General features: G+C 44.6%; 18 protein-coding genes. 5 read left to right on the plus strand and 13 right to left on the minus strand.

All coding sequences use genetic code 11. The features are described 5' to 3' along the window. Positions 1–16 precede the first annotated feature (16 nt). From G9Q97_RS06760 to G9Q97_RS06770, 3 genes are read right to left on the minus strand one after another with little or no spacing between them, the layout of a single operon-like run. Positions 17–610 carry a dihydrofolate reductase family protein gene (locus G9Q97_RS06760; protein WP_166144447.1) on the minus strand — a complete coding sequence of 198 codons (594 nt, stop codon included), beginning with the start codon at positions 608–610 and terminating at the stop codon, positions 17–19. 14 nt (positions 611–624) lie between these two features. Further along, positions 625–909 carry a hypothetical protein gene (locus G9Q97_RS06765; RefSeq protein ID WP_166144450.1) on the minus strand — a complete coding sequence of 95 codons (285 nt, stop codon included), beginning with the start codon at positions 907–909 and terminating at the stop codon, positions 625–627. Between the two features lie 31 nt (positions 910–940). After that, entirely contained in the window at positions 941–1,318 is a 378-nt protein-coding gene (locus G9Q97_RS06770; protein WP_166144453.1) for a DoxX family protein, read from the minus strand. A gap of 306 nt (positions 1,319–1,624) precedes the next feature. On the opposite strand from G9Q97_RS06770, the gene G9Q97_RS06775 reads away from it, so the two are divergent. The 3 genes from G9Q97_RS06775 (at position 1,625) to G9Q97_RS06780 (ending at position 2,952) form a co-directional block, all read left to right on the plus strand. Beyond that, positions 1,625–2,272, plus strand: a complete 648-nt coding sequence (locus G9Q97_RS06775; protein WP_317168730.1) for a GlxA family transcriptional regulator — start codon at positions 1,625–1,627, stop codon at positions 2,270–2,272. Between the two features lie 54 nt (positions 2,273–2,326). Beyond that, the gene (locus G9Q97_RS25280) at positions 2,327–2,611 is read left to right on the plus strand and encodes a helix-turn-helix transcriptional regulator (RefSeq protein WP_317168731.1); all 285 of its coding nucleotides are present in this window, start codon (positions 2,327–2,329) and stop codon (positions 2,609–2,611) included. Between the two features lie 110 nt (positions 2,612–2,721). After that, complete coding sequence (locus tag G9Q97_RS06780) at positions 2,722–2,952, plus strand: hypothetical protein (RefSeq protein ID WP_166144456.1); 231 nt, start codon at positions 2,722–2,724, stop codon at positions 2,950–2,952. A 647-nt stretch (positions 2,953–3,599) separates the two neighbouring features. On the opposite strand, the gene G9Q97_RS06785 is transcribed toward G9Q97_RS06780, so the two are convergent. From G9Q97_RS06785 to G9Q97_RS06810, 6 genes are all read right to left on the minus strand, one after another. After that, positions 3,600–5,870 (minus strand): xanthine dehydrogenase family protein molybdopterin-binding subunit, encoded by a 2,271-nt coding sequence (locus G9Q97_RS06785; RefSeq protein ID WP_166144459.1) that lies wholly within the window; start codon positions 5,868–5,870, stop codon positions 3,600–3,602. 11 nt (positions 5,871–5,881) lie between these two features. After that, complete coding sequence (locus G9Q97_RS06790) at positions 5,882–6,340, minus strand: (2Fe-2S)-binding protein (RefSeq protein ID WP_073098245.1); 459 nt, start codon at positions 6,338–6,340, stop codon at positions 5,882–5,884. A gap of 115 nt (positions 6,341–6,455) precedes the next feature. Next, on the minus strand, positions 6,456–8,696 hold the full coding sequence (locus G9Q97_RS06795; RefSeq protein ID WP_166144462.1) for a xanthine dehydrogenase family protein molybdopterin-binding subunit: 2,241 nt from the start codon (positions 8,694–8,696) through the stop codon (positions 6,456–6,458). 388 nt (positions 8,697–9,084) lie between these two features. Continuing rightward, entirely contained in the window at positions 9,085–9,693 is a 609-nt protein-coding gene (locus G9Q97_RS06800) for a flavodoxin family protein (RefSeq protein WP_166144465.1), read from the minus strand. A gap of 13 nt (positions 9,694–9,706) precedes the next feature. Continuing rightward, complete coding sequence (locus G9Q97_RS06805; protein ID WP_166144468.1) at positions 9,707–10,153, minus strand: nuclear transport factor 2 family protein; 447 nt, start codon at positions 10,151–10,153, stop codon at positions 9,707–9,709. Positions 10,154–10,171: 18 nt separating this feature from the next. Continuing rightward, positions 10,172–10,621 (minus strand): nuclear transport factor 2 family protein, encoded by a 450-nt coding sequence (locus G9Q97_RS06810; RefSeq protein ID WP_166144471.1) that lies wholly within the window; start codon positions 10,619–10,621, stop codon positions 10,172–10,174. 283 nt (positions 10,622–10,904) lie between these two features. Between G9Q97_RS06810 and G9Q97_RS06815 the strand changes: the two genes are divergently transcribed. Both G9Q97_RS06815 and G9Q97_RS06820 read left to right on the plus strand, forming a co-directional pair. Next, a complete protein-coding gene (locus G9Q97_RS06815; RefSeq protein ID WP_166144475.1) occupies positions 10,905–11,903 on the plus strand; it encodes a sensor histidine kinase in 999 nt (332 codons plus the stop codon). Further along, the gene (locus G9Q97_RS06820; protein ID WP_166144478.1) at positions 11,900–12,607 is read left to right on the plus strand and encodes a LytR/AlgR family response regulator transcription factor; all 708 of its coding nucleotides are present in this window, start codon (positions 11,900–11,902) and stop codon (positions 12,605–12,607) included. The genes G9Q97_RS06815 and G9Q97_RS06820 overlap by 4 nt, the downstream gene beginning before the upstream one ends. A gap of 312 nt (positions 12,608–12,919) precedes the next feature. Here the strand turns inward: G9Q97_RS06820 and G9Q97_RS06825 are convergent, their stop codons facing one another. The 4 genes from G9Q97_RS06825 to G9Q97_RS06840 are packed head-to-tail and all read right to left on the minus strand — an operon-like array spanning position 12,920 to position 20,017. Continuing rightward, on the minus strand, positions 12,920–14,164 hold the full coding sequence (locus G9Q97_RS06825; RefSeq protein ID WP_166144481.1) for a polysaccharide deacetylase family protein: 1,245 nt from the start codon (positions 14,162–14,164) through the stop codon (positions 12,920–12,922). 4 nt (positions 14,165–14,168) lie between these two features. After that, positions 14,169–15,536: a neutral/alkaline non-lysosomal ceramidase N-terminal domain-containing protein gene (locus G9Q97_RS06830; RefSeq protein ID WP_166144484.1), complete on the minus strand. Its 1,368-nt coding sequence runs from the start codon at positions 15,534–15,536 to the stop codon at positions 14,169–14,171. Next, the gene (locus G9Q97_RS06835) at positions 15,536–16,915 is read right to left on the minus strand and encodes a hypothetical protein (RefSeq protein WP_166144487.1); all 1,380 of its coding nucleotides are present in this window, start codon (positions 16,913–16,915) and stop codon (positions 15,536–15,538) included. The genes G9Q97_RS06830 and G9Q97_RS06835 overlap by 1 nt, the downstream gene beginning before the upstream one ends. A 48-nt stretch (positions 16,916–16,963) precedes the next feature. Next, complete coding sequence (locus G9Q97_RS06840) at positions 16,964–20,017, minus strand: PVC-type heme-binding CxxCH protein (protein WP_246255462.1); 3,054 nt, start codon at positions 20,015–20,017, stop codon at positions 16,964–16,966. Positions 20,018–20,026: the final 9 nt, after the last annotated feature.

The raw sequence follows: 20,026 nt of genomic DNA on the forward strand, positions 1-20,026 counted from the left end.
ATATACCAATGATGACCTACGCTCCCACCGTACCCGTGTCCACTTCACCAGCTCGTTTGTAATTGGCAATGATTACCCCGCTGGGTGTGACTGTGTTTCCTGTTAGTCTAAATGCGGCTGGGATCGCACCCTTGCCAAATAACTTTTTACCCTGCCCAAGGGTCAAGGGGTGAATTTTGAGCCAGAGTTCGTCCACCAGCTCGTGTTTTAACAATAACTGAGTAAGCTCCCCGCTGCCGTGTACCTGTATATCAGGTCCTTCGGTGTTTTTAAGCCGCTTGATGTCCTTTAGGCTACTGAGGAAAACCGAGTTTTGCCAACCTGACTTTTGCAGGGTTGTGGACATCACGTATTTTGTCACCTCATTGATACCCGGCCATTGATCGCTCCGCTCCGGCCAGTAAGCGGCAAAAATTTCAAATGTCTTTCTGCCCAGAAGAAGGTCTGAGGGACTCATCTGCTTTTCCATGACCTGGGCATAGGTTTCATCAAAAAAAGGCGCAATCCAACCGCCATATCTAAAACCACCGGATCTGTCTTCCTCAGGCCCGCACGGTGCTTGCATGACGCCATCCAGGGTAACAAATGATAAAACAATTATTTTTCTCATAATAGGTTATGGGATTAGGACAGCGTTTTGTTTCTATAAGAATGATCATCAAAATTATTGGCATCTTCAGGATTTCCCATGTTATCCACCAACACTTCGGCATGGTAACCTCTCCGTTCAAGTGCTTCAATAATACAAACGGCATCAGGTTGCGTTCCGGTACATTCCACACGGAGGATATTATCGCAATCTTCAAGGTCAAAATTGGCGCTGTAAGCAGGAAAATGCCGGTGAATTATCCCGACTAGCACTTTGGCATTTTTTGGATTGTTTACATTGGTTTTAAAGACTTCTACCATTTGGTGTTTTTGGAAGTTTTAGTGAAACTCATCATCTTACCATCGGTAAGTATCTCTCACGGTTTTCAACGATTACCCAAAGCAAAATGCCGAACAACACGAGTGGTACCGCAAGTCCTGAAGGAGCCACCACCAGATGATGGACAATAATTCCTACCATTACAGGAAAAATCAAAATAGCACCGAGTGCCCGCGACTTCTTCGGTATAAAGAAAAGCCCTCCTAGGATCTCTACTACTCCCACCAATGGATTCAACCATCCAATGCTGTTGAAAGCTTCCATGGTTTGTAGGACCTTTTCAGGCAGGTCCTCCGGTATGGGCATGTAATAGAAAAACTTATTGAGCCCTGAATTGATAAATATCAATCCGAAAAGTAGACTTATGATCAAAAGCATTTTATTTTTCATATTCACAGTAATCGTTAGGTTTCAACTTTTTATTTGATCTCTTAAATCCGCCTGCGGATTTAAGGAAATTAATAACAGATTATTTTTACCCGCTAACTATGCAAAAATAGGTTTTCTCCTTTAGGATTATAGCGTGTAAAAACGACAAAGAAAAGGGATGAATGCGACAGAATATAGTTATTTTGCGTCATGAGATCGAGCCTGCCAACTGCAGGCAGGATAATTATGAATCATGCGGGATTCTACCCGTTAAGGATCTGGACAAGTTATGTGGAAATTTAAAGTCAATCATAAATCTATAAACCGATGAAACATGTTTCAATCTTGCTTTTGCATCATGTAAATCTGGCGGGAATGGAGAATGCACGTCAGGGTTTCCTTGAGGCAAATGTTTTTCTAGAGCAGCAAGGTCAATCACCCATGTTTGACGTGGAGATTGTGGGCCAGGATCGTAAAGTCAGTATAGACCGTGGTCTATACACCATCGAAGCTGACAGGTTATTGAATGAAGTCCAGAAGACAGATATGATCCTTATCCCGCCAGTTCAAAAGGATTTAACTTCGGAAGCTTTGAAAAAGAATCAGGGCTTTTTCCCCTGGATAAAGGATAAGCGTGACAAGGGCGCACAGGTGGCCAGTTTATGTCTAGGAGCATTTATACTGGGATGCACCGGCTTACTTAATGGCAAGAGTTGTGTAACTCATTGGCGGGCAGCCCCGGATTTTAAAAAGCTATTTCCTGAAATAAATATGGTTCCAGACAAAATACTTACAGATGAAGATGGAATTTATACCGGTGGAGGTGCCTTTTCATCTGCCAACCTGATTTTATATTTAATAGAAAAACAAGTAGGAAAAGAAGCCGCAATATATTGTTCCAAAATATTTCAAATAGACAGGGGCAGGAACTCTCAGTCTCCCTTTATCATTTTTACGGGGCAGAAAGATCATTGAGATCGGCAAATAAAACAAGTTCAGGATTTTATTGAATCTCACTATCAGGATAAAATGACGGTAGAGGCCTTGTGCGAAAGATTTAACCTTGTCCGAAGGACAATGGAACGAAGATTTAAGAAGGCTACGTCCAACACCGTAGTCGAATACATTCAACGGGTAAAGGTAGAAGGTGCAAAGCGCGAGTTAGAAAACGGCCACAAATCAGTGTATGAGATCATGTTTGACGTAGGGTATACGGATACCAATGCTTTCCGGAATGTATTCAGAAAATATTCCGGCATGTCTCCTGCTGATTACCGCATGAAGCATGTTCGGGTTGCAGCGGCACCATTGTAGGTTTAGTTCATTATCCAGAATTTCGGAATTTGTGATTCATTAAGCCAACGCTGCGAGCCTTCCCTGGTAACTTTGGTTATATTATTATTGACGTGGTTAACGGCAACTTCATGGTAACTTCAGTTGAAAACCTAGCAGATCCATTGAAGATTCAACGTGTCAAAAAACTTCTAATGGCGGAGCACTATCACCGGAATATCCAATGGAGTGCCATTTTTGCCTCCTTCCTTGTACACCGTAAAGAATTCCATCTCTTTGGTGATCCAGGAAAGCATCATACCTTACTTTCCGGAACTTTTTCCAGCATTGCAACAAAACAAGCCTTCCAAACATTAGGGTGAAGTTTCTCGACCTACAGACCAAAAACCCAAGTTCATCCGAATAATTCTGAGAGATCCAAAGCTTCCCATCTTTTCATTTCTGTGTTTTTTAGGTGATTGCTGTCGGAAATTCATTCAACCTGAAGTCATTCCATGTGAAGGAATTTTTTTTTGACCCTCAGATTGATCCATTTACAACTTTATCTGTTTCAACCTAAAATATACGTAATTATTTTGAAACTATAAATTTATTTTTTAAAATTACGTTAACCCGGATTTTTACACTGATGACATTTCAAAAAATTGAAACTACACTTGATTGTAGAATTATTGCTGTGCTTGATTTATGCGTTTCCTAACTGAACTGCTGCAGGAATCCCTATTGATTGAGAGGGATCAATCAAATATCCCAAGAATTTGATGTTCCCCTAAGCCTTTCTGCCTTAATTAGCCATTGACTTGAGTCAGTTATTGCTCAGGGAGGATTTACCAGCCGTCTTTTACCAAAAGAAAATTAAACCACCTCCCTACCCGAATTCTGGTAATCCACGGCTTTCGAAAAGGAAATCCTCTACTTTAAATTTAAAGGAACTACAACTGGAACTATTTAAATATTCCCAGTGTCAGACCTGCTTTACCCAATCCCTCGGTGTAGGTATCAATACCCGCTACATTCCCAGATTTTCTATTTGCAGGATCTGAGGCTGAAAAGGTTGCTCATAGAGACGTTTGCCTGTAGCCTTGTAAAGTGAATTGCCCAATGCGGCAAAAACCGGGGGGAATAATGGTTCGCCCAACCCAGTTGGATCCTCCTTACTTTCGACGAAATGCACCTCAATCTTCTTTGGTGCCTCGCCGTGCCGGATCATGCGGTATTTGTCAAAATTAGTTTTCGTAGGCACGCCGTTTTCGAACGCCATCTCTCCGAAAAACGCGTTCCCTATGCCGTCCACAATGGCTCCCTCGCCCATGTTTGCGGCAGCGTCGGGATTGACTACTACTCCACAATCGACTGCAGCATAGACGTTTTCTACAACCGGTTTTCTGTCCTTGATACTAACATCTACCACCTCTGCTACATAGGAATTATGGCAAAAGTAAGCCGAAACACCTCTTGAAATACCATCAGGTACATTTGACCAGTTGGATTTATCCCTTACCAGTTCCAGTACTCCGGCATATCTCTTCGGATCATAATCGTTGTTTTCACCCACGGGGTTGGTTTCGGCTCTCTTGAGTAATTCCAGACGGAACGCAATGGGGTCTTTTCCCATTTCCTCTGCCAATTCATCGAGGAAGCTTTGCTCGGCCCCGGCGATAAAATTGGATCTGGGTGCCCGGAAAGCACCAATGGTGATGTTTGATTCAATCTGCCAGCTTTCGGCCAGGTAATTGTCTATCGCTCCCGCAGGAAATCTATTGGCATGCAAAGGAGATTCAGGAATGCCCCCAGCCTTTACATGCAATGCCAGCAAGTTATTGTTATCGTCAAGAGCAGCACGGTAGGTGGCTGAGTAAGTAGGCCTGTAAACCCCTGCCGACATATCATCCTCCCGGGTATAGACCATTTTTACAGGGGCCTGGATTTTTTGAGAAATCAAGGCCGCTTCTACCATATGGTGACTATAAGCCCGCCGGCCAAAGCCTCCCCCCATCCGGGCAAGGTTGATCTGGATATTTTCTTTGGGAAGCTCCAGGCTGCTGGAAAGTGCGTTCATAATAAAATCCGGCGCCTGGGTTGGACCGTAAATGATGGCCCTATTCCCTTTCACATCAGCGAAACAATTCATCGGCTCCATGGTGTTGTGGGCCAAAAAGGGAGCTGTATACGTTCGTTCAATCACTCTGGCCGCTTTTTTGAACGCAGCTTCCGGATCTCCGTCTTTTCTTTGAATATTTCCTGGTTTCCGCTGGAATTCCGCCATCTTTTCCTTGTGCGTGCTGGAATTCTCCAATCCTCCGGGAACGCTAATATCTCTGGTTTGACCTCCCCTTCCCGCCATGGGAAAAGTGCTTTCCGGAGCTTCTTCCCATTCAGCTTGGAGGCTTTTTTTGGCTTGCAAGACCTCCCAGGTAGAATTACCCACAATGGCGATGATCTCCGGGAATGTAGTGGTATCAAAGAAATTTCTACCATAATCGTCCTTAAAAACCTTAACTTTAAAGGCATCCTGAATACCCGGCAGGGATGTCACAGAGCTTTTGTCAAAGGATTTGAGCTTCATTCCGAAGGCCGGCGGATGAACAATGGCGGCATATTTCATTCCCTCAACCTTATGATCCAGCGAAAACATCGGCTTTCCTGTTACAATTTTTTGCAAATCCACATTCTTTTTGGACTGGCCAATGATTTTGAAATCTGCATTATCCTTGAGTTTAATGGTTTCCGGATCCGGTGCATCCAGCGTCCCTGCCAGGGAAGCCATCTCACCATAGCCAGCCTTTTTGCCACTGGCTTGATGTTCCACAGTACCCATATTGGTGGTGATTTCAGCCACAGGAACATTCCAGGATTGTGCAGCTGCATTTACTATCAATTGTCGGGCAGTGGCTCCGGCGGTGCGCAGGGGTGTCCAGGCTGCACGCACACTTTGCGAACCTCCCGTAAATTGTCTGTCAAAACGCTCCGGATAAAAATCCGCCTGCTCTACAAATACGTTTTTCCAGTCCACATCCAATTCCTCAGCCAGAATCATGGGGAGCGACGTTTTTACATTTTGACCGAATTCAGGATTAGGATTGAAAAGCGTCACTGCACCATTTTCGCCTATTTTTATGTAACTGTTGATTTCAAACCACTCATCTGGCATGGTCAATACTTCTTCCGGTGTCGGTTTGCAACCGGCCAGCCAACTAAAGCTCAACATCATTCCACCTCCTGCAAGGCCTGACACCTTTAAAAAGGATCTCCTATCTAATTTTTTATTTAGCAATGTCATATTTCAGTGGGTTAAAGTGTTTGGGAAGCCGTTTTAATGGCTGCTTTTATCCGGGTATAGGTACCACAGCGACAGATGTTTCCATTCATTGCCGAAGTTATCTCTTCGTCTGTTGGCTTGGGGTTCCTGGCCAAAAGGGAAGCTGCAGACATGATTTGCCCGGATTGACAATACCCGCATTGCGGCACATCATGTTCTACCCAGGCTTTCTGTACCGGATGATCTCCCTTTTCCGATAGGCCTTCGATGGTCACCACTTTTTTGTCCTCCACGATACTGATCGGATATGAGCAGGACCTTACCGCCTCTCCATCTACATGTACAGTGCAAGCGCCACATTGTGCTATGCCGCAGCCGAATTTGGTACCCACCAGGTCCAAGTGGTCTCTCAGTACCCATAACAGGGGGGTGTTGGGATCTACATCTACCTGAACGGATTTGCCATTGATATTTAAACTAAACTGTGCCATATGATTTGTATTTAATTCTAAGTTAACAATTTACACTTTAACCTGCTTACAAAATTCAAACAATGCGCATTTATATATTGAATTCATTATTGATTTAAAGGTCTTTTCTGCTCAGCTAGCTGTTCGATTGCCTGGAAAAAGGCTGATCGTAAAACCTGTTTCCTGTAGCTTTATAAAGCGCATTTGCCAATGCTGCGAAAACCGGCGGGTAGGCTGGTTCGCCAAGACCCGAGGGATCCTCTCCGTTTTCTACAAAATAGGTTTCGATCGATTTTGGGGCCTCTTTCATCCGGATTTGCCTGTATTGGTCGAAGTTGGATTTGCTGATTACCCCATTTTCAAAGGTCAGTGCTCCATACATGGCCGTACCGATCCCATCTATTACCGCTCCTTCGCAGAGGTTTTTGGCCGCATCAGGGTTTACTACAAGCCCGCAATCAATGGCATTAGTGACTTTATCGATTTGAACCTGCCCATCGACTATTTTCATGTCCAAGACCTGAGCAGCGTAGCTGTTATGGCAGAAATAGGCCGATACTCCTCTGGAAACTCCTGGTGTTGAATTTGCCCAGTTTGCTTTTTCCCTGACCAATTCTAAAACTTTTGCATACCGGTCCGGATCGTAATCATTTCCTTCACCTACCGGGTTTGCTTTTGCTTTTGCCAGCAGTTCTAATCGGAAATCAATGGGGTCTTTGCCCGCTGCCTCCGCAACTTCATCCAGAAACGATTGCTCTACGCAGGCCATGAAATTGGATCTTGGTGCACGGAAGGAACCTGTAGTGATATTGGAGGGAACTTCCCAGCCTTCGGCCAAATAATTATCCACAGCTCCTGCCGGAAACCTGTTTGCGTACAATGGGTTTTCAGGTAGACCACCTGCGTTGACATGAAAGGCAATCAATTGATTGTTTTCATTGAGGGCTGCCCGGTAAGTGGCCTGATAACGGGATCGATAAACGCCACCTGTCATGTCGTCTTCCCTGGTGTAAACCAGCTTGACAGGAGCATTCATTTTTTGGGAAATCACCGCTGCTTCTATTAGCCAATGGGCATAGGACCTACGGCCATACCCGCCACCCAGTCGGGTCATTTCTATCTCAATATTTTCTACCGGAATGCCCAATCGGCTTGAAAGGGCATGCTCCGTCAATTCGGGTTTTTGCAATGGCCCGGCACAGGTCACTTTATCCCCTTCCACATGGGCGAAAAAATTCATAGGCTCCATGCAGTTGTGCGCCAAAAAAGGACCGGTATAGGTTCTCTCTATGACTTTAGCAGCAGTGGAGAAAACCGCTTCGGGATTCCCATCTTTCCGTTGGGTTTGGGGTTTTTGAGCGGCTTGTTTCATAGCTATTTCCTGGGCATCCGTATTTTCCAGGCCTTTTGGCACTACTCTGACAGCTTCACGACCAAACATATCCCGCTGTTCCTCATAGCCTTCCTGAATTTTCCAGTCCGCTTTTATGGCTTTCTTTGCCTGCAGTACCTGCCAGGTGCTGTCTCCGACGATGGCGATTAAATCGGTGAATTGCACGGTATCAAAGAAGGTCCTTTTGTAATCGTCCCGAAGGGATTTGAACTGAAAAATATCCCTAATGCCGGGCATGGACCGGGCCTGCGAATCGTCAAATGATTTGAGTTTATTACCAAAAGCCGGAGGATGAATAATCATAGCATACAGCATTCCCTCCTTTTTATAATCCATTCCGAAAAGGGGTTTTCCGGTGACGATTTTATTCAGGTCAACATTCTTTTTGGAGGTGCCGATGATCTTAAAATCCTGGCTTGCTTTTAAATCAACCTCTTCCGGAACCGGCAAAGTAGCCGCAAGGTTGGCCATTTCCCCAAAATGTGCCTTTTTGTTACCTGGTTGATGAAGGATAAAGCCAGGTTCCGTGGTGATTTCAGATACCGGAACATTCCAGGTTTGAGCCGCGGCACGCATCAGCATTTGCCGGGCTGTAGCTCCTGCTGTGCGCAAGGGGGTCCAACCGGTTCGGATAGCCTGACTTCCTCCGATAAATTGCCTGGTGAAATTATCTGTATCCAAAGGGGCCTGCTCCACGATGACCTTTGTCCAATCGGCGTCCAACTCTTCAGCCAGAATCATCGGCATGGAAGTTTTGACATTTTGACCGCCTTCTGGATTGGGAGACATCAAAGTGATCAATCCATTATCACCAATCCGGATATAGCCATTCATTCTAAACCAGTCCTCTGGCATTCCCAATGCCTCCTCGGCGTTCGGTTTACATCCTGCCAGCCAATTAAAGCTCAGCATCATCCCTCCCCCGGCAAGTGCTGAGACTTTTAAAAATGACCTTCGATCGAGTTTGGTTGATTGGTTACTCATGGAAAATTAGATTTTATGCTAAATGAATGGTTAATATTCAGATACTCAATTTAATATTTATTTTTAGCGAGTCCTATTCAAATCAAATCGCTTAGCCGGTAAAGCGCACTGACAGGAAATCCATCACTTTTGTTCTTATCTCTTCTACTTTAAATATGGGACCGAAATAAGGAGCCTCTTTGAAGATAATCCATTCACTTTAATATACTGATTTGTAGCAATCTATTTATAAGTTTCATTGATTACATATCCTCAAAACTATTTACCTTATATAAGCATTTGCATAGCACCAATTCAATCACCTCCGGACCTCAGTTAATTTCCATTCCATTTAATTTCACCTGTATAGCTACGTATCCCATCTATACAGGGCAATTATCCTGATTCTTTAAATGCCAAGACCGTTCAACCAATCATCGACCGCACTTCTTACTTCCTCTTCTTTTTCTCCTTCCATCACAAACAAAACTCCGTCTCGCTCGATCCCACCTCTGGTAGAGTAACCTTCCAGAATAGTACTATCAGGACAGAGCTCTTCAACCTTGTCAAAGCTACTTCCGATTCCATACCCCGCATTGGTATTGAAGGGAATTACCATTTTGCCACTGAGGTCATTTTCACTTAGAAATGTCTTCATCGGTGGCGGTAGTTGCATGCCCCAGGTAGGAAATCCGACAAACACTGTCCGATACTGAGATACGTCCACCTCGGTTTCTAACGGAGGAAGAATACCCGTCTCATTTTCTTTGGCTACCTGGGCAACGATGGCATCATAATCTTTGGGGTAAGGGGTTTCCAGCTCCAGGCTTACAAGCGCTCCTCCCACTTTTTCCTGAATCATCTCTGCCACCGCTTTGGTGTTTTTGGTGCGTGAGAGATAGACAATGAGGTTCTCGTCCGAGGATTTTTCACCCGGAATATCTAAGGCTTCCGATTGGGTTTGGCCGGAGCAACTTAAAGCAGTGGTCAGGTAAATGAAAAGGAGAAATAATCTCATGGCTGTATCGTTTTTACCGGTCTGCGGGTCCCATTAATTTGGTGAAGGACAGGGAGCCCAACTTCCAGCCCTCTGCTTTTTTAATATATACTTCCGTGACTTCAAATGGATTGGTTACTTCATTGCCGCCCACTTCAGCGATCAAGGTGATGCGGTTCAGCAAAATGGCCGTGTTGTCGATGATTTCCACAGAAACTTCGTGAATGTCTGCGTCTTTATACCAAATGCCACCGCTACGGATGATGTCTACTTCACGCTCCTTCCCCCAGGAACCACCCATATGGACAAAAACCGCTTTATCGTCAAAGAGATCCGCAAGCTTATCAGCGTCTTTCTCTGCCATCCACTGCCATTTGGTTTTAGAAATTTCGATGATTTCCTGTTGGGCGTTATCCTCTTGGGCAAAGAGAAATGGTGTAATTAGGAAGAGGAGAAGAAATCCTAGAAATGCTTTTTTCATGGTCATACTATTTTAGAATTAATGTTCGATCTCGTGGGTATCTCTAACGCTGCTGAAAGTGAAAACCAGCATTTTCCAGTCTTCGCCCTGTTTTTGATAGACTTCAGTTACCGTAAATTCATTTTCCACATCACTGCCTCTTACGTGGGCTGTCAAGGTGATTCGATTCCAGACTACCGCGGTATTTCCAGAAATCTCAACGGCTGTATCATGTACTTCCGCATTTTTGTACCAGATACTTCCCGTTTCGATAATTTCCAGTTCACGGTCTGATTTCCAGCTTCCACTCATGTGGACAAATTTCGCCTGATCATCAAAAAGCCTTTCAAGTTTGGCGACATCCTTATCTGCCATCCATTTCCATTTTTCCATGGAGAGTTTTTTGATTTCCAGCTCCGTTACTGATTGAGCAAAAGTGAAGGAGGTGTTTAAAAGGATGAGTGAAAAAACAAAAAGGTACTTTTTCATATAGATTTCAGTTTTAATAAATAATTTTCAATGTGCTGCAGTAGTAAATGACCCACTTTTTCATTACTAATTGACGAAAAATAATCCAAAGATTTTGGCAACATCAATAGAAAGCATGATTCTCTCACCCGAACGACAATTTTGATCAACGAATGAAATCAGTCAGTTTAATTTAGCAATTTGCATTTACCACTTATTGGATAAAAATTGCCTTCTGTAGATCACAACTGTCTGTTGGATGATCCCTTTATTTTCGTGTTGTTTAAAAGGCTAAATTTCCGCCATGAAAAATAATTTTATCTCGCGACCGGCATTTTATGCATTGCATGTCCTTTTCTGGCTGTGTTACGGGGCGATTTTGTATGCGTCCTTAAGCAATTGGATCAATTCCTCTAGTGAAATCTGGGGCGCAGTAATTTCTGATGTCCTGACATCCTCCTCCATTGCCTATTTGAATTATTACCTGTTGTTACCGAAGCTCTATAAGAAAGGAAAGTATTCCGGCTATATTATGGCGTCTATTGCCGTGGTAGTTACCATAGTACTTTTGCGGGTTAACCTCCTCGGTATGACCCACCGATCAGTTACCTATACCTACTTTATCAGATCGGTTCCAGCTTTTGGCTTCTATCTTATTACTACAGTTATCTGGTTTTTTGCCAACATGATTTCGGCGCAACGAAATGAAATCGAACTTCGCAACAGCCAATTGGCCTCTGAGCTGAAATTTCTGAAGCTTCAGCTAAGCCCCCATTTCCTGTTCAATACCTTAAATAATATCTATTCGATGGCTTATTTCAAGGAGGACAACACCGCTGCTGCGATCATGAAGCTCTCTGAAATGATGCGCCATATGCTCTATGAGGATCAGGGGCGTTTTGTTTCCCTTGCCAAAGAAATTAAGTTTATGGAAAATTTCATTGAACTATGGAGGTTAAAGTTGGATGAAAAACCAACGATTGAATTCAGCCATCAGGGCGTAAAAGACAGGCATAGTATCGCTCATCTTATATTTTTGGTTTTCCTTGAGAATGCCTTTAAACATGGCAATACCATGGACGGACGGATTGCGATTAAACTAACCATCAATAAAGAAGATGTGCTACACTTTTACATCAGGAATGATGTACTAAAAGCACGTAAAACAGCTGAAGAAGAAAGTGGTGTCGGCCTTTCGAATGTAAAAAAGAGACTCAACCTGATTTATCCGGGAAAACACGAGCTGGTACTGGATCAAACTACCGGCTCCTTTGAGGTGAACTTAAACATAGACCTGAAATGAACTACCAAATCCTTATCGTGGACGACGAGCCCCCGGCCAGGAAATTGCTATCGGACTACGTATCCAAGGTTGGCCATTTAGAATTGGCTGGTGTTTGTAGCAATGGGGAAGAAGCGATGGATTTTCTAAAGAAAAATCCTGTAGATATTCTTTTGCTGGACATCCGCATGCCACTGATGACGGGAATAGATTTGCTCAACGAACTCCCGGATAAGCCCCTTACGATTTTTGTGACCGCCTATGAAGAATATGCGGTCAAAGGATATGAGCTGGATGTGATCGATTACCTGATGAAGCCGGTTTCTTTTGAGCGCTTCAGGAAAGCCATCGATAAGGCAGTGGAATACCTTTCTGTACAAGTGTCTGCTGAAGACACAACTGAGAAACCCGATTACTTTTTTATCAAAACGGATACACGGATCGTCAAATTTTTTTATTCGGAAGTGCAGGCCATAGAGGCACAGAGAGAATATATCAAGATCATCACCCCGACCAGAAAGATCTTGTCGCTACTGTCCCTTACCAGTATAGCCAATGCCCTGCCGGGTGAGTTTGTTCGGATTCACCGCTCCTTTATTATCAACATGCGGCATATTGACGAAGTCCAATCCAATGAAGTGTTGATAGGAGAAGACCTGTATCCCATCAGCCGGAATTACAGGGAAGATTTTTTTAAAAAGCTGGGCGACAGAAAATTGCTATAGGGAATGCTAAATCAAGAAAAAACAAATTCATCTATTTATTAATATGCTGTACGATCAAAATTAAAGTGAGTAACAAAAAAAGCCCCGGAGGGCTTTTTATCACGTTTTCGATTTCCTGGCCTTTTCACCTTTTGGAGCAGCTACCTTTTTGCTGATACCGGAAATTTGCTTTTTCTGATATTGATCTGACTTCTATACCGTGGAGATTTCACTAACCGGAATTCTATGCTATTCTGGTCTACCACTATATACGAAATACCCTACTTTCTAATCGAGAAAAATGCAAGAGTAATAAATTTTTCCCCGTTTTGATTACTTCCCTACCGGCACCAGCGTCAGGGCTTTTAAATCCATCAATGCTCCATCTTCAAATTCCTCGCCAGAAGCCACGATGATCCGGTTAAAATCGGCTTCCAGTGACAATTTACCTATCTTCGTTTTTTGAAAAGTCTCCCAGGATCCGGAAGGCTTTACGACCCCTTCAATAGTTTGATCGCCTGAGGTAAGCAGGAAAGGTTTTCCAGCTTCTTCATCGGACACAGACCACTCCATCCAGACTTCATAGGTGCCTTTCTTTGGGAGGTCCAGGTCCCATTCCACCCGATCCTTTGCCGTAAACCAACCAAATGCATTCCACTCCGGCATGTATTTGATATCCGGTCCTATCCCTTTGCCCTTTTCCGCAGTAAGGTTAATGCTTCCCTCTTCCGAAGGCCGGGATATTCCGGGAATGTTCAAATTACCCTCCATGGCTGCCCGTTTTTCGTTAACGTATTTGGCCACCGTACCTACCGGAGCAATCCAAATACCATTAGCAGGATCATTGGCATAGGCACAGAGTTTTCTTAACATACTCAGGTAAGTGGTCTGATTTCCCTCCGTATTGGTCTCATGCCCGGCCAGGACCAACCATTGCCGGTTTTCTGCGGCCGCTTCTATCAGGGGTAAAATTTCTTCAAAGGATTTGTTGTCCATCTCCATACCGGTAAGCTGTGCCATGTCAGCATAATAAGGATCCACTGGGGCTTCATCCTTCCAGCCCCTTCCCGATAGAAACAGTTCTGAGATCAGGGGTACATAACTTTGGGTACGTTCTCCCTTACCAACGTACGTAAGTCCGCAAGGATAGGCGAAAACTTCCGGTCTTACGCCCAGTAGCCGCTCCACTTCATCATTAGCTGCTATCAATTCCTTTCGCATACGTTCCAGGGTGTAATCTTCAAGGGCCTTATTTCTGGACCATACAAAATTACCGCTACAGGGGTGATAAAGGGAGTGATTACCAATCTCATGTCCTGTATCTACCACCATTTCCCATCCCGGAATATCGCGTTCCATACTAGCCGGCACCACATAAAAAGTAGCTTTCACACCATACTCATTCAGTAAAGTGGCCCCCGGGCTGGGATTGCTCGCCCGGGCATCGTCAAAACTTAAACTAATGGCCATTTTTTTACCCTCAGGCCAGGGAAATTCCGGATTTTGGGCAGCTGCTGTAAAAACCAGGAATATAGATAAATTGACTATGCATGCGGTTATTGAAAATAGTGACTTCATATCTCTATTGGTTTAAATATTTACTTTTTAATTCACTTTGTAGATAGGACAATACTGCCTCTCCGAACTTTGCGCCAGCATTGGGAACAAACGGTGATACCGTAGGTTCATAACCTTTATAGACCCATTCTTCTTCGGTCAGCATATAGCCCAACCAGCCGTTGGTATATCCATAATAAAAGGTATAGGGAAACGGAGACCGATCTCTGACCTCATTCGAAATTTCGCAAAACAGTTCCAGGGGACTTGCCCAAATAGCTATTTTGTCATTGATGTTCAGAAAACGCGCAGGTACTTTAATCATTTTAACATCGGCCGTGGCATCCACAAGGTAATCATTTAAATTTTCAGGCCACTTTAATCCTTCCTTCACAGGGGTCAGAAACTCCATCTCCGCTGCACTAAAAGAAACCTGATCTTCGTAATGCAGGATTTCGGCATTGGCCTTCAGTATCTTATCTCCCAGCAGCCTTCTGAATTGATTCAGTCTTCCTGACCTGGCATCTGGATATACACTGTAGATAGGTGCGATGTTACCTGCAGCACCATTGATAAATAGCATTGGTGCTCCGGACCTTTCTTCCACATAGTTGGATACCACTCCTGAAACGTCACCGCTAATCAATAAATTTTGTCCCCCCAAAACTGTCCCATGTATTGCATAATTGGCCACCGTGGCCATTAATCGATGGTCTTCCTGATGCACTATTTTTAGTATACCAATCTTACGGTCTACGGGTCCATCCGGGTTCAACCCCAAAAAAGCAATATCATCAATATCCCTGGCTCTTCGGTTAATATTCGCGAATGAATGTCCCCAACCCACGCCCAGGGTGGCAGGAGACAGTTCTCTAATCCCTCTTTCAATACCATCCAACAATTTGGAGGTTACCAAATCCGTATAGCTCGTATCAATGGGGTGGGTATACCGCTCTCCCATAAAAGCCGCCGGGAGTCCGGGCCCGCCTACTTCCGGTGCAGAATGCGTATGTGTTACCGACCACCAAAAATGAGTTCGTGCTATCCCAAACTTCTGCTCCACCAATTTGGCTACCCGGTCATAGGTGGCGGGAGATACCAAACAAATATCAGTGGAAACCAGCGCAAAGATTGACTGACCGTCATCTAATAGTAAAATCTGATGGTAAATACTATCCAGAACACCTTCAGATTGACGAGCCCCATACCCTAAAAGGAATTTTGATACTTTTGGGGTAATATTTTCCTTGACCACTGCTGCCCTAAAGTCTCCGGCAAAAGAAATTTGGCTTGATAAAAGCAGAACCAGCACCAAGACGAAAAAGACTACAATGGATCTAATCTTTTGGTCAGACCTAAGGGGAGTGGCCACTATCAATTGAGAAAATCTCATTATTTACTTGATTTTGGTAAAATAGCATAAATGCCACTCATGATCGATTCCTCCACGTCCTCAGTGAATTTGGAGGGTTTCTCGTACCCAATCATGGCTGTTTCTGCTTCATACCCACCCTCTCGCAATATGCGGAGCGATGGAATATAGCAGGGCATATCATTGGCGTAGGCATTTACCCAAACCCGGTCTTCTCCCAACTCCTGCTTTAGCCTTAAGGCATAATCTACCACTACCTCTCCGGCCATAAAGATCATTACCAACTCTTTCCCGAAATCCCAAACCTGAATGGGATAATCTATTTTCTCAGGAATATCCCCACTTCTAGCCATTCGACCCAGTAGTAACAGGGAGTAATTGCTTGTCCTGCCCGAGCCTTTGGCATCCGCCGCCAGTTTTTTCGGGTCCGGCATAGTGGCAAAGGTCAGTTCCACATATTTCATTTTGCCCTCAGGCAGTTGTCCAATGCCCTTCCAGTCATTGGTAGCCAGCAAGCGCTGCACCTCATCCGCAATTTGTTTTCCCTGGTCTTTCGCATATACCAAATCCATCTCCGGGTTATCGGTATTCATCCGAGGTGAGGAATTCTGATCGGCACCGCAGCCTATGACCACCATGGCCATGGCTCCGGGAGGTAAGTTTTCTTCCATCTGGAGTTGGGCCTCCCCTACCCAATCCCCATGAACCACATTATTCAAAGGGCCAAGGGTAACTGCATGACAGGCGTAATTTACCAACACGGCCTTTGTTTCTCCCTTCATGTCTGTAATTTTCATTACCGGCAATGAATGGTCTGTAACGCCATTGGGGTTAATGGAAGTCCTCCTATTGATTGCAAAACCCACCTCACCTTTGGAATGGGATACCAGGGAAGGGGTTGCATTTGCTATTGCGTCCATTGCCAAATCTTTTAATTTAGGCACCAATCCCATGGCGTACAGTGCTATTTCAGCCAACTCGTCCGGGTCAAGGGGTTTATGAAAATGAGAAACAATATTTCCAATTTGCGGACCACTATGGGTATGGGAGGCACAAATGGAAAGGTTGGCGGGTAGAATACCAATCTCTTTTGAAAGGGCTTCCCTAACCTTTTCTGTAATCCTATGTGGAATTCCCAGTAAGTCTACGGTTATAATGATCCGGTATCCTTTTTTTTCATCTCCAAAGGCCATTGCTTTGGCCCATAAATCGTGATGAACAGCTTCGAAGGGAACATCCCGGCTGGAATAACCTGTTAACCTAACCAGTGTTTCAGGAGTAATAATCACTCTTGCCAGGCCAACATTCAGGGGCTTGGGAGCTTCCCCAAAACCAGTCAGCTGAAAGGCTCCAAAAGCCAGCATTGATAGGATCAATCGTTTCATGTATATCAATTTCATTTTCTCTGGGTTACTTGTGAAATAATTGTAATAAGTGCTGCAATTGTATTATTCGGCTTTACGTATATAAGCGAGTAAATCTGCCATTTCCTGTACCGAAATACCTTGCTCAAGCCCGGTGGGCATGGCAGACATTTCTACTAATTTCAGCGTTTTTATATTGGTTCTGGAAATGTTCTTGTCAATTCCTCCTGCATTCCTAAGGTTGATTGCCGTCGGAGTCTCCGAGGAAATAAGCCCCTGATGAAGCTCCCCGTTTTGCAATTCTACTTCCCAAAGGTCATAGCCGTCAGCAATGGACAAATTAGGATTAAGAATATCCGTCATAATACTGGCAGGGCGTCTGTTTTTTAGAGAGGAAAGGTCTGGCCCAAAGGCAATCCCCTGCTCCTCGCCCATTTGGTGACAGATAGCGCAATTTCTCTGAAAAACCCTGGCCCCTTCATCAATGGTCCCATTAAGTGCGAGAGCAGGTTGGTAGGTCTCCATAATTTTCTCACTTTCGCCTTCTGGCCGGGTCAAAATGCCCCTGGCCCTTACCCTTAGCGTTTCGTCTTTGTTGGCCATCAAGCCTACACTTCTTCTCCAGCCAATAGTGGCCTTTTGAATCAATCCATCTTCCAGAGCACTCAACAAAACAGTAATCCGCTTACCATTCATCATCATCGCACTAACAGCTGCATCCCTTAATTCGGGCGTGAAACTTTCCCACCGATCGATCACCAATTTTGAAAAGGAACTATCCTCAGATTTACTTAAAGCACGAAAAGCGGCCAACTGAACAGGTAGTGGCTCACCACCCTGCACCATCCCTACCAACATGTCCTGGTACCGGGCCGGATCGCTCAAAGCCAAAAACCGGATGCCTAAGCTCCTTTCTTCACCACTTAAGGTTCGGTTCATGGCAATTTCCCTTGCTTCTGCCAAAGCCTCTTCCTTACCTGCGACGTTATCCAGTCCAATACCTTCCAACACCTGCAGGGCTGCTCCCTGTACTTCTGCTGAGGGGTGATTAAAAATGCTACTTGCCAAAAGACCTGCAGCTGCGCTATGTGTACCTTCCAATTCCTTACTCTTTATTCCTTGAGCCAAACCACGTAAAAGAGCAGATTGCCAATTGTAGTTGTCTTGCGCATTGCGTTGGGTTGCTCGTTGCACCATGGTGAAAATAGTCCTTTCATCCATACTGGCGCCGACCATGGAGGCCAGTTTTTGCACCATACCATCAAATGCAGGTGTGGGGGTATATTGGTTCAAGACCGGATCAATAAGCCGGCTACTTTCTGCAAACGGAGCCGAAAGCGCCGCCAATTGCACCCATTTATCATCAATATCCCTAAACAAAAGTTCTTTTCTTGCCTGAAAAGCACTTTCACTTTCAATGTACCCCAGCGTTTGCAACAACTGAAACCTAACCTTTGGATCGGGATCATCTTTCAAAGCCAGCAATTGAGGGACAAGTTCGGGGGAAGAAGCCAAAAAGAGCTCTGATATTTTTACTGCATTTTCGCGGACCCCGGGCACAGGGTCTTTTAATGCCCCGGCTACCGTTTCTACATCAAGTGCTCCCATTCCCTGCAATGTCCATAAAGCATGAAGCCGGCCCATAGGGCTTTCCCCGGAGACTGCAAGGTCCTTTAATGAGGGGCTAAGATTCGTCGGTTCCCGATCTACTAATATCCTTTGGGCATTCATCCTCCACCAGGCATTTTTATGAGACAGATGACCCATTAATTCTTCGGGAGATGCTTCCCCTAAAGTCAATTTATCTGACCAATCAATCGGTGATGTGCCCTTGGGTGTAATGCGGTAAATTCTACCTTTGTCTGTACCATTATACAAGGCCCCCGACTGAACCACTTCTTCTGCCATCCATTCGGGATGTTCTATAATCTGACGGTAATAATCAAGGATATACAAGGCTCCGTCAGGGCCAACATAGGCATTTACTGGCCGAAACCAGGCATCCGTAGAGGCCAAAAACTCCTTATCAGGATGCTCTCTGGAGGCTATAAAGCCCGTACCCTCCTCCTTAATAAAGTCTACATGTACTATATTACTTACCGGCTCCGATACAAAGGTGGCCTGATCATATCGCTCCGGAAAAGCTGCGCCAAGATAAGCGGTCAGCCCGCAGGCCGATGTCATTACGCCCAGGTCCGTCAATAGCTGATGCTGTGGATTGATCGTGATCGGAAAAACTTCTGCCCCACTGCCATGATCAGAAGAAGACTGGGTAACCTCAGTAATCACCAAATGCGGGTTTCTTTGCAGGTATGCTGCAGTAAGAACTTCCTGGATGATATGGTTGCTGTTGTTTACCAAAAACCGGTGCCCGAAGGCATCTGCAGTATGGCCAAATTGGGTCCTGCTACTCAGCAATTCAAGGTCATAGGTATCAGGCTTAAACCGGATGCTTCGCCCCCCTGCATTTTGGGGAAGTCGGTTCAAGTCCGGCTTCTCCGGAAAATAAACTTCGGTTCCTTTATCACCGAATTTATCCTCGTAAATGGTGGTAGTAACAGAAGGTTCATGTCCCAGATAAATCCAGTTATCCAACGCCAATTTTGGGGAATTAACATTGTGCTGGGGATTAGATAAGGCAAAACCTGTAAGGAGAGTTGATTTGATATCTGCCTTACCGTCTCCGTCACTGTCTTCCAAATAATATACATTTGGTGGATCTGTAACGATCAAGCCTTGCTTCCAACGCATGATCCCGGTAGGCATCAGCAAACTATCCGCAAAAACGACACTTTCATCCATTATGCCGTCTCCATTCGTGTCTGATAAGCGTTTTACTCTCCCTGAACCACTTAGATCCAGCGGATAACCATGCATTTCTACCACATATAACCTTCCTTGTTCATCTATTTCCATAGCGACGGGATCTGATACTAGCGGCTCACCTGCAATAAGCTCCATCTGGAAGCCTTCCTCCAGAGAAAATGTAGACAGTGCATTATCCAGAGACCTATCATCAGATGGAACCCCGGAATGGCAGGAAAAAACCATCAGTCCTACCCCCAAAAGAAGAGGTAGGATCCGAAGGTGATAAAAACATTCGTTAATTGCAGGTAGACGCAAATTCTTTTTTAGCATATTTTTATT

Origin of the sequence: Cyclobacterium plantarum, from assembly GCF_011290685.1 — a bacterium.
GTDB lineage: Bacteria > Bacteroidota > Bacteroidia > Cytophagales > Cyclobacteriaceae > Cyclobacterium > Cyclobacterium plantarum.